7 protein-coding genes and 1 pseudogene are annotated in these 8,462 nt (G+C 61.3%); 5 read left to right on the top strand and 3 right to left on the bottom strand.

Going from position 1 to position 8,462, the window contains the following annotated elements:
- The 3 genes from FUU19_RS12535 to FUU19_RS12525 form a co-directional block, all read left to right on the top strand.
- Positions 1-1,908: efflux RND transporter permease subunit (locus tag FUU19_RS12535; protein ID WP_230507139.1), on the top strand; the 1,908-nt coding region annotated here is incomplete at its 5' end.
- 1 nt (position 1,909) lies between these two features.
- Positions 1,910-3,352: an efflux transporter outer membrane subunit gene (locus tag FUU19_RS12530; RefSeq protein ID WP_337925267.1), complete on the top strand. Its 1,443-nt coding sequence runs from the start codon at positions 1,910-1,912 to the stop codon at positions 3,350-3,352.
- A 157-nt stretch (positions 3,353-3,509) separates the two neighbouring features.
- A complete protein-coding gene (locus FUU19_RS12525; RefSeq protein WP_060433101.1) occupies positions 3,510-3,863 on the top strand; it encodes a DUF1493 family protein in 354 nt (117 codons plus the stop codon).
- Between the two features lie 7 nt (positions 3,864-3,870).
- Here the strand turns inward: FUU19_RS12525 and FUU19_RS12520 are convergent, their stop codons facing one another.
- Positions 3,871-4,440 (bottom strand): DJ-1/PfpI family protein, encoded by a 570-nt coding sequence (locus tag FUU19_RS12520; protein ID WP_197834184.1) that lies wholly within the window; start codon positions 4,438-4,440, stop codon positions 3,871-3,873.
- 135 nt (positions 4,441-4,575) lie between these two features.
- Here FUU19_RS12520 and FUU19_RS12515 point away from each other — a divergent pair.
- Both FUU19_RS12515 and FUU19_RS24760 read left to right on the top strand, forming a co-directional pair.
- Positions 4,576-5,653, top strand: a pseudogene (locus tag FUU19_RS12515) (AMP-binding protein); the annotation flags it as partial.
- Positions 5,654-5,698: 45 nt separating this feature from the next.
- Entirely contained in the window at positions 5,699-6,115 is a 417-nt protein-coding gene (locus FUU19_RS24760) for an AMP-binding enzyme (protein WP_430726489.1), read from the top strand.
- Between the two features lie 39 nt (positions 6,116-6,154).
- Here the strand turns inward: FUU19_RS24760 and FUU19_RS12505 are convergent, their stop codons facing one another.
- Together FUU19_RS12505 and FUU19_RS12500 are read right to left on the bottom strand one after the other, a co-directional pair.
- Positions 6,155-7,429: a Glu/Leu/Phe/Val family dehydrogenase gene (locus FUU19_RS12505; RefSeq protein WP_047730686.1), complete on the bottom strand. Its 1,275-nt coding sequence runs from the start codon at positions 7,427-7,429 to the stop codon at positions 6,155-6,157.
- Positions 7,430-7,968: 539 nt separating this feature from the next.
- Entirely contained in the window at positions 7,969-8,316 is a 348-nt protein-coding gene (locus tag FUU19_RS12500) for an antibiotic biosynthesis monooxygenase family protein (RefSeq protein ID WP_141968786.1), read from the bottom strand.
- Between the last annotated feature and the right edge of the window lie 146 nt (positions 8,317-8,462).

Below are 8,462 nucleotides of genomic sequence, written 5' to 3'. Positions count from 1 at the left end.
GTGGTGGTGGAAAACGTCGAACGCGTGATGCGGGAGGATAAGCTGCCGCCGCGCGAGGCGACGGAGAAATCGATGCGTGAAATCACCGGCGCGCTGGTCGGCATCGCGCTGGTGCTGTCGGCGGTGTTTCTGCCGATGGCGTTCTTCGGCGGCTCCACCGGCGTGATCTATCGCCAGTTTTCAATCACCGTCGTCTCCTCGATGGTGCTGTCGGTGGTGCTGGCGTTGACGCTGGCGCCGGCCTTGTGCGCCACGCTGCTGAAACCGGCGCACGATGCGCAGACCGATAAAGGCTTACTGGGCAAATTCAACCGCGGCTATGACCGGCTGCAGGAGAAGTACGCCGACAAGGTCGGCGCAGTGATCCACCGGCCGACGCGCTATCTGCTGCTGTACGGCCTGCTGTTGATCGCCGCCGCCGTGATGTACCTGCGTTTGCCGACCGGCTTTCTGCCCAACGAGGATCAAGGCACGGTGATGGTGCAGTACACCTTGCCGGCGGGCGCCACCAACGCGCGCACCTCGGCGGTGAGCGAGGCGGTGACCGCCTATTTCCTCGACCAGGAAAAGGCTAACGTCAGCACCATTTTCACCATCAACGGTTTCGGCTTCAGCGGCAGCGGGCAAAACGCCGGCATGGCGTTCGTCAGCCTCAAAGACTGGAGCCAGCGCAGCGGCAGCGAGAACACCGCCGACGCCATCGCCAAACGCGCCATGGCGCACTTCGCCTCGCTGCGCGACGCCCAGGTCTTCTCCATGAGCCCACCGGCGATCGACGGCTTCGGCCAGTCCGACGGCTTCACCTTCGAGCTGCAGGCCAAAGGAGCGACCACCCGCGCCGAGCTACAGGCGATGCGCGACCAGATCGTCGCCGCCGCCGGCAACAATCCGGCATTGCTGGCGGTGCGCGCCAACTCCTTGCCGGACACCCCACAGCTGCAGGTGGAGATTGACAACGGCAAGCTGCAGGCGCTCGGCTTGAGCGCCGGCGACGTCAACAGCACACTCAGCAGCGCGTTCGGCAGCACCTACGTCAACGACTTTATCGACCGCAACCGAGTGAAAAAGGTCTATATGCAGGGCGACGTAGAGTATCGCGCCAAGCCGGAAGATCTCGACAAATGGTTTGTGCGCGGCACCAACGCGGCGGGCGACAGCAGCATGACACCGTTCTCCGCCTTTGCGTCTTCGCACTGGATCTACGGCCCGGAAAACCTGTCGCGCTATAACGGGCTGTCGTCGTTCGAGATCACCGGGCAGGGCGCCGCCGGCGTCAGCTCCGGTACGGCAATGAGCGAGATGGAGAAACTGGCGGCGAAATACTCCGCCGGCAGCAGCTATTCCTGGAGCGGGCTGTCCTATCAGGAACGGCTGACCAGCGGCCAGGCGTCGTCGCTGTACGCCATTTCGCTCATCGTGGTGTTCCTGTGCCTGGCGGCGCTGTATGAGAGCTGGTCGATTCCATTCGCGGTGATGTTGGTGGTGCCGATGGGTGTGGTGGGCTCGCTGCTGGCGATCATGCTGCGCGGGCTGGAAAACGACATCTACTTCCAGGTGGCGTTGCTCACCATCATCGGCCTGTCGGCAAAGAACGCCATTTTGATCGTCGAGTTCGCCGAGGAAATGCACCAGCGGGGCGAAACGCTGATTGGCGCGGCGGTCCACGCGGCCCGTATGCGCCTGCGGCCGATCCTGATGACCTCGCTGGCGTTCACTGCCGGGGTGCTGCCGCTGGCGGTATCCAGCGGCGCCGGCGCCAACAGCCGAATCGCCATCGGCACCGGCATTATCGGCGGTACGATCACCGCCACCGCATTGGCCATCTTTTTCGTCCCGCTGTTTTATGTGTTGGTGCGCCGCATGTTTACCCGCCGGCCCGCCAACCCGCCGTCACAGGCAGGAGAATAACGTGTTGCAACGAGTCATGATGTTAACTTTACCGCTGCTGCTGACCGGCTGTCTGTCGCTGGATCCGCACTACCAGCGCCCGGCGGCGCCGGTGCCCGCCAACCTGCCGCAGGGCGAGGCCGGCGGTAACCAGGCGCTGAGCTACCCGGACGTCGTCTGGCGCGACTATGTCCAGGACGCCCGGCTGCGCCAGGTGGTGGCGCTGGGGCTGAACAGCAGCCGCGATCTGCGCGAGGCGATCGCCAATATCGCGTCGGCGCGCGCCCTGTACGGCGAGCAGCGTTCGGCGCTGTTCCCGACAATCAATGCCACCGCCGACGGCAGCCGCGGGCGGGCGCTGACCGGCAGCGGCAACGCCACCGCGCTGAGCCAAAGCTACGAAGCCGCGGCCGGCGTCAGCGCATTCGAGTTGGATCTGTTCGGCAAGAACGCCAGCCTGTCGCGCGCGGCGTTCGAAACCTATTTGGCGAACTCGGAGGCGGCGAAAAGCACCCGCCTGACGCTGATCGCCGATATCGTCACCGACTGGGTGGCGGTGGCGGCGGAGCGCAGCAATCTGGCGGTGGCGCAGCAGACGATGGCCAGCGCCAAACGGTCGCTGGATGTCACGCGCAACAATCAGCAGCACGGGATTGCGTCGCTGGTTGACGTGGCGTCGGCGGAAACCGTCTACCAGCAAGCGCGATCGGACGCCGCCAGCTACGCGACCAGCGCCGCGCAGGCGAAAAACGCGCTGGATTTGGCGGTAGGGCAAAGCGTGCCGGAAAACCTGCTGCCGAGCGGTATCGAGGCGCTGGGCGGGATCATGCGCGATCTGCCGGCCGGCGTTTCTTCGCACGTGTTGCTGAAGCGGCCGGACGTGCTGCAGGCCGAGCATAACCTGAAATCCGCCAACGCCAATGTCGGCTCGGCGCGGGCGGCGTTCTTCCCGTCGATCAGCCTGACCGCCAGCGGCGGCGTGGGCAGCGGTGAACTCTCCTCGTTGTTCAGCCACGGCGCCGGCGTCTGGTCGTTCGCACCGAGCATCAGCCTGCCGATCTTCAGCGGCGGCTATAACACGGCTCAGCTCAACTATACCCAGGCGCAGAAAGACCTGTATGTCGCCACCTATGAGAAAGCGGTGCAGACGGCATTTCAGGAAACCGCCGACGCGCTGGCGCGCAAAGCCACGCTGCAGGAACAGCTGGCGGCGCAAACCGGCTATGTGGCGGCGGCACAGCAATATTATCGCCTGGCCGAGCTGCGTTACCGCCAGGGCGTGGACAGTTATCTGACCTTGCTGGACGCGCAGCGCACGCTGTACACGGCGCAGCAGGCGCTGATCGCCGCGCAGCAGACCGCGTACGACAATCAGGCCACCCTGTATAAAGTGTTGGGCGGCGGCGTTGCCGCCGAGCGGCAGGGGGACGGCGTCATCGCCGATAAGGCGACGCTCAGCCGCTAACCGTCGACCGCGCGCGCCAGGCATTTGGCTGCGCGCGGTTTTTTTATGGAAAGTGTAAAGAAACAGAAAACCCGGCCGGCGGCCAGAACTCGCTGCGGTGAGCAGAGTCAGACAGAGAACCGCATTCATCTTTTATTCATATCGGCTCGAGGTCGTCATGGCAGAAGACATTCAGCAACAGGTCATCGCGCTTATCGCCGCATTCAACACGCCAGGGCGGTTGAAGAAGGGCGTGGCCATCACCCCGGAAACCGAGATCAACACCGCGCTTCACCTGTCGTTCAGCGATTCCAATACGCTGATGCGCCGCTACTTCGATACCTTCGGCGTCGACAGCGGCAACTATAACCACGAGCTGTATTTCCAGCCGCCGGCCAACACCGGGCGCTGGTTTTCTCCCTCCGCCTGCAAAGAGCACCCCCGGCCGCTGTGCGTGTCGATGCTGGTGCGCTCCGCGCGCGCCAAACGCTGGCTGTACGACATCCACTTCCTGATCGAGCAGCTCCGCTAGCGCCGCATTACTGCTCCAATACCTCGGCGAACTTCGCCAGCCACTGCGGGTGCGCCGGCCAGGCCGGGGCGGTGACCAGATTGCCGTCGACGTGCGCCTGATCGATGCCGATCTCCGCATAATGGCCGCCGCCGAGCCGCACCTCCGGCGCGCAGGCCGGGTAGGCGCTGCAGGTGCGGCCTTTCAATACTCCGGCCGCTGCCAGCAGCTGCGGGCCGTGGCAAACGGCGGCGATCGGTTTTTTCGCGGCGTCAAACGCCTGTACCAGCGCGATCACCTCGGGGTTCAGGCGCAGGTATTCCGGCGCACGGCCGCCGGGGATCAAGAGCGCGTCGTAGTGTTCTTCTTTGGCGGCGGTAAAGTCGGCGTTCAGGGTGAAACGGTGCCCGGGCTTCTCGCTGTAGGTTTGCGCGCCGTCAAAGTCGTGGATCGCGGTCTGAATGTAGTCACCGACGGTTTTACCGGGGCACACGGCATCCACCCAATGGCCAATCATCTGCAATGCCTGAAACGGCACCATGGTTTCGTAATCTTCGGCGTAGTCGCCGACCAGCATCAGGATCTTTTTCTTGCTCATGATCACAACTCCTGCGGGATAGGGACTGCCTAAGGTATAGCCCAGCGCTCCAGGGAATGCGAACCGCAAAGCGCCTATCTATACTCGTGATACTGCGGCGCTTTTCTCGCCGCTCATTCCCAGGGAGGATCCCCGATGCTGAATCTGGCTACCTTGCTTGAAGAGAGTGCGCGCACCTGGCCGGAACGGCCGGCGGTGATACAGGACGATATCCCACTCAGCTATCGGGCGCTGAACGAAATGGCCAACCGGGTGGCGAATTTGCTGGTCGCGCGCGGCGTGCAGCCCGGCGAACGGGTGGCGCTGGCCTGCCCAAATCGGCCGGAGTTTCCGGCTATCTATTACGGCATTCTCAAAAGCGGCGCGGTGGTGGTGCCGCTCAATATTCTGCTTAAAAGCGCAGAGTTCGACTACTACCTGGCGGATTCAGCGGCGGTGGCGCTGTTCTGTTTCGAGGGCAGCAGCGGCCTGCCATTGGGGGAAGAGGCGCTGCGGGCGGCGGCGAAGGCGGAGCAATGCCGTGAGGTGTTTATCATCGGCGATCGGCTACCGCTTGAGGGGGAACGTTTCAGCGCGGCGATAGCCGAGCAGGCTACCGAATTCGCTTCGGCCGCGACGCTCGAAAACGACACGGCGGTGGTGCTCTACACCAGCGGCACCACCGGCCGGGCCAAAGGCGCGGAGTTGACCCACGCCAACCTGGTGCTCAACGCGCTGGGATCGGTACGGCTGTTCGACGGCTCAGAGACGGAGCCCGATCGCCATTTGATGACCCTGCCGCTGTTCCATACGTTCGGCTCGACGGTGCAGATGAATGCCGGGTTTTCCGCCGCCGCTACCCTGGTGCTGGTCGAGCGCTTCGACGCCGCACCAGGCCATCGCGCTGATGCAGCGGCACGGCATCACCTTCTTCGCCGGGGTGCCGACCATGTATTGGGCGCTGTTGAATGCGCTGGATGAGCACACGGATATCGAGCGCTTGCGCAGCACGCTGCGTATGGCGGTCTCCGGCGGTGCCAGTTTGCCGGTGCAGATCCTGGAGGATTTTTCGCGCCGCTTCGGCGTCAACATTCTCGAAGGATATGGGCTGTCGGAGACCAGCCCGGTCGCCACCTTTAACCATCCGCACCGCGTGACCAAACCTGGTTCCATCGGCCAACCGATCTGGGGCGTGGAGGTGCGCTTGCTCGACGTCACCGGGCAGCCGATCGACGGAGTCGATCAGGTGGGGGAGATCGCGGTACGCGGTTACAACATCATGAAAGGCTATCTGAACCGCCCCGAGGCGACGGCGGACGTGCTGGAAAACGGTTGGTTTCGCACCGGGGACCTGGCGCGCCGCGACGCCGACGGCTTCTATTTCATCGTCGATCGGGCCAAGGATATGATCATCCGCGGCGGGTTCAACGTCTATCCGCGCGAGATTGAAGAGGCGCTGATTCGTCATCCGGCGGTCTCGTTGGTGGCGGTGATCGGCGTCGAGCATCCGTCGCTGGGCGAAGAGATCAAAGCGGTGGTGGTATTGAAAGAAACGGAGGAGCCCATCGAGGAGGAAACGCTGATCGCCTGGAGCCGGGAGCGGCTGGCGGCGTTCAAATATCCGCGTATCGTCGAGTTTGTCGAGCGCTTGCCGATGACCAGCACCGGTAAGGTGTTGAAACGCTGTTTGCGCTGAGGAAAATCCGGCCTGCCGGGGCAGGCCGGGATACGGGCATCAACCTGGGTAGATGCCGCGCTCTTTACGTGCGGTCAGGATGCGCTCACAGGCCACGATATAAGCGGCGGTGCGCAGGCTGCACTCTTTCTCGGCCGCCTTGTTCCAGACGTGGACCATGGCGTCGGTCATGATCTTGTCCATACGCTCGTTGATCTCGGACTCGCTCCAGAAGTAGCTCGCCATATCCTGCACCCACTCGAAGTAACTGACCGTTACGCCGCCGGCGTTACAGATAACGTCCGGAACCACGGTGATGTTACGGGAGCGCAGAATGTCGTCAGCCTCTGGGAAGGTTGGGCCGTTAGCCCCTTCCAGCACCAGCTTGGCGCTGAGGATTTCGGCGCGCTGACGGGTAATCTGGCCTTCCAGCGCCGCTGGGATCAGGATGTCCATGTCAACCGACCAGAACGCTTCGCTTTCGATCTCGCTGGCGCCCGGGAAGCCGGCGATCTGTTTGTGCTTGGCCTGGTATTCGGTCAGCGCAGCCAGATCGATGCCGTTGGCGTTGAACAGGGTGGCGGAGTGGTCCTGGATGGTGACGACGCGCGCGCCGACGCCAACGAACAGGCGAGCCGCTTCGCTGCCCACGTTACCGAAGCCTTGTACCGCCACTTTGGCGCCTTCGATCTGCACGCCCAGGCGCTTGGCCACTTCGCTGCCGGTCACGAACACGCCGCGGCCGGTCGCTTTCTCACGGCCCAGGGAGCCGCCGAGGTGGATCGGCTTGCCGGTGACCACGCCGGTGATGGTGGTGCCGTGGTTCATGGAGTAGGTGTCCATCATCCAGGCCATCACTTTGGCGTTGGTGCCGACGTCCGGCGCAGGAATGTCTTTCTGTGGCCCGATAATGAAGCCGATTTCGCTGGTGTAGCGGCGGGTCAGTCGCTCCAGTTCACCTTCAGACAGTTTGAACGGGTCGACGCGGATGCCGCCCTTGGCGCCGCCGTACGGCAGGTTGACCGCGGCACACTTGATGGTCATCCAGGCGGACAGGGCCATCACTTCGTTCAGATCGACGTCAGGGTGGAAGCGGATACCGCCTTTGCCCGGCCCACGCGACAGGTTGTGCTGTACGCGGAAACCTTCGAAGTGACGGATGGTGCCATCGTCCATCTGCAGCGGGATATCAACAATCAAAGCGCGCTTAGGGTGACGCAGCGTATCAACCCAGCGTGACAGCTCGCCGAGGTAAGGGGCGACGCGATCGATTTGTTGCAGATATGTAGCCCAAGCGGTGGTGCTGCTGTCTGAAGCGTAGGATAGCTTTTCCATAACCAACCTTTATATATTAGAGGTATTTATTTCGTTTAACCGTGGATTAGCAAGCGCATAACACTTTGCGACGCTTAATTTACCACTAATTATGCCGGTTGTTAGCCCCCCGCTCATCGGGCCAGCGGACGGTTTTTCGCCGCCTGTCGGGGGCAAATGAATAGTTAATTACTTTTATTCGGCAGTGAGCGTGAACATGCATACTTTATGCATATAAAACGCATAAAACACCTTTATATCTATTTTTCAGAAGCTTGAATGTGATCAAAAAGTTTCATTTTATTTAACTGCTATGTTGACAATGGCGTTTCCTCTCGGCAGCGTTAAAAACCTGTTAAAACGCCGCCTGCGGCCGTGTTTTTATCGCGCAAAGAGAAGCATAATCCGAGGCTGTTTTAATGTGTTACGGCCCTCGAGGCAAGGGCTGACAAATGTGCTCACCTGAAACGGACGGGTGACCGCAAGCGGCCACCCGTTCAGGTTTTGCGAATCGGCTTTAAAGAAGGCTTTGCCGATTGGGCGTGGTCACCCAGCACGCATTACGGGCCGGTGTGCTGATAGCGTTTTAATTCCACCGGTTCCGCGCCGATGCTCGCCAGATATTCTTTGACGGATGCCGGTGCGGAAGCCTGTGTAAATTGGTAAATGTTTTCATCCGCGTCCAACAGCGTTTCCCATTTCACAATGTTCACCCAGCGAGGCTCATTGTCTACGCTGATGCCTGAGTCACGCGAAATGAACCCGCTTTGGTTTGAGACAAACTCCTCTTCCACGCGTTTGTCCAGCGCGGCAAAGGCTTCCGGGCTGAGCGAGGTTGGCAGTTTAAAGCTCGAGATTTCAATAATGTAGCTGTTGGCGGAACAGGCCGCCTTGGATTCATAAGCCATAATAAAAAGTCCTTTAAATTAAATTGCTTATACAACTCGAATTAAGCTGCATCCTTATTGCAGTACTGCAATTTCAATTTATTCCCGCTGTTCAGAGGAAATAATTAGGAATAGTCTGAATCGGTATTGGCCGCCATGAAAACCCT

The organism is Serratia montpellierensis (genome assembly GCF_020858655.1).
GTDB classification, from domain to species: domain Bacteria; phylum Pseudomonadota; class Gammaproteobacteria; order Enterobacterales; family Enterobacteriaceae; genus Serratia; species Serratia montpellierensis.
This window is presented reverse-complemented; position numbering and strand designations above follow the sequence as displayed.

Coding starts and splice junctions, on each gene's coding strand:
- FUU19_RS12525 (WP_060433101.1), top strand. CDS start 3,510: ATGGCAGAAGACATTCAGCAACAGGTCATCGCGCTTATCGCCGCATTC.
- FUU19_RS12520 (WP_197834184.1), bottom strand. CDS start 4,440: ATGAGCAAGAAAAAGATCCTGATGCTGGTCGGCGACTACGCCGAAGAT.
- FUU19_RS24760 (WP_430726489.1), top strand. CDS start 5,699: ATGAAAGGCTATCTGAACCGCCCCGAGGCGACGGCGGACGTGCTGGAA.
- FUU19_RS12505 (WP_047730686.1), bottom strand. CDS start 7,429: ATGGAAAAGCTATCCTACGCTTCAGACAGCAGCACCACCGCTTGGGCT.
- FUU19_RS12500 (WP_141968786.1), bottom strand. CDS start 8,316: ATGGCTTATGAATCCAAGGCGGCCTGTTCCGCCAACAGCTACATTATT.